At 38.8% G+C, this 2,022-nt stretch carries 1 protein-coding gene and 1 pseudogene; both read left to right on the top strand.

Going from position 1 to position 2,022, the window contains the following annotated elements; translation table 11 throughout:
- Nucleotides 1-127 precede the first annotated feature (127 nt).
- A complete protein-coding gene (gad, locus tag AC1DRF_RS24835) occupies nucleotides 128-1,531 on the top strand; it encodes a glutamate decarboxylase (RefSeq protein WP_477741947.1) in 1,404 nt (467 codons plus the stop codon).
- A gap of 213 nt (nucleotides 1,532-1,744) precedes the next feature.
- A pseudogene (locus AC1DRF_RS24830) lies at nucleotides 1,745-2,022 on the top strand (hypothetical protein); the annotation flags it as partial.

Below are 2,022 nucleotides of genomic sequence, written 5' to 3'. Positions count from 1 at the left end.
TGCTACGGATAATGAGAAGAATGAAAATAGGTTTCAAAGCTCATAATGTGTAAAGGAGACCTGCTTGTTACAACACCAGGTGGAACGTAAAGCAATTTGTTAGATATACATAAGGAGATGATACTTTATGCCTCAATGGCACCCGCATCGTGAACAAAAAAATTTACCTGATGAATTTCCTGTTAATCCGCTTTTTTCTCGACAAGGAGAAGTGACGATTCCAAGGCTGCGTATCAGTGATCAAGGTATGCTTCCAGAAACAGCTTATCAAATCATTCATGATGAAATTGCTTTAGACGGAAATGCCCGTTTAAATTTAGCTACGTTTGTTACTACGTGGATGGAACCTGATGCAAAGCGTTTGTACGGAGAGTCTTTTGATAAAAATATGATTGATAAAGACGAGTATCCGCAGACAGCGGCTATTGAAGAGAGATGTGTACGTATTTTAGCGGACCTTTGGAATTCACCTAATCCTGATACAACGATGGGCGTTTCTACTACAGGTTCATCTGAAGCGTGTATGCTTGGCGGACTAGCGTTAAAAAGACGCTGGCAAAAACTGCGTAAAAGTAAAKGGTTATCAACAGACCGGCCGAACATTGTATTTAGTTCATCCGTTCAAGTGGTGTGGGAGAAGTTCGCAAACTATTGGGACGTAGAGCCTCGTTATGTGAACATTAATGCAGATCATCCTTATTTGGATGCAGAAGGCGTCATTAATGCGGTTGACGAAAATACAATTGGTGTCGTACCGATTCTTGGAGTGACGTATACAGGAGTTTACGAACCAATTGCTGCTATCGCAAAAGCTTTAGACGAGTTACAGGAAAAAACAGGGTTGGATATTCCTATTCATGTAGATGCTGCTTCTGGAGGTTTTATCGCTCCATTTCTTCAACCAGACCTTGTCTGGGATTTCCGCTTGCCGCGAGTAAAGTCCATTAACGTGTCAGGACACAAGTATGGTTTAGTTTACCCTGGCTTGGGATGGGTGATTTGGAGAGAAAAAGAAGACTTGCCTGAAGATCTTATTTTCCGCGTTTCTTATTTAGGGGGCAACATGCCAACTTTTGCGCTCAACTTCTCTAGACCAGGAGCACAAGTTCTTTTGCAGTACTACAATTTCTTGCGTTTAGGTAAAGACGGCTATTATGCTGTGCAAAAAACCTCCCAAGAAAATGCGCTGTTTCTCAGCAAAGAAATTGGAGAAATGGAAGCATTCGAAATTCTTGCTGATGGTTCAGATATCCCGGTTCTTGCTTGGAAACTGAAAGAAGGATATACACCAAACTGGACGCTTTATGATTTGTCTAGACAACTGCGTACGTACGGATGGCAAGTTCCTGCTTATCCACTGCCTGCAGACATGGAAGAAATAACAATCATGCGCATTGTTGTTAGAAATGGATTTTCAAGAGACCTGGCTCATTTATTTATGGTTAATTTCAAACAAGCCGTTGAATTTCTTAACTCGTTGGATAGACCTGTTCTTAAAGACACGAAATACGACAATGGATTCCATCATTAACATTTGTTACGAAAACACAAAGCCGTGTTATGAAAAATTGCATGGCTTTGTGTTTTTTTATGCATAAAAAGATAATCTTTTCAAAAAATTCTATAAACAACACAAGAAAATATTCTTATATTTTCTTAATTTTGGTATAATAACCCCTAAGGTTTTCTAGTTCTTTAGAATTATATAAACCCTAAAAAAAGATAAAAAAGGGGATAATAGTCCATGAAAATGTTGAAAGTTGCTTTTGGTATTCCACTGTTAGCTATATTGCTAGCAGCCTGTAGCGAGGAGTCCAGTGAAACTGTATCGCAAAAAGAAGAGCCTACAGAGAAATCAACAGCGGTTCATACGAAAGAAAATGGCAATAAAACGGATGTAAAAGAATCATCGCCGAATACATTACAAACAAAAGCATCAACCATTAAAAAAGCAGTTAATTCTAAAGAGGCTGATCGCGATTACTTATTAAACGTAATGAATGGTTATCAGTATATCCAAGT

The organism is Priestia sp. P5_B4 (assembly GCF_056400385.1).
The sequence above is the reverse complement of the archived record's forward strand: the minus strand, read 5'-3'. Positions and strand labels throughout refer to the sequence as shown.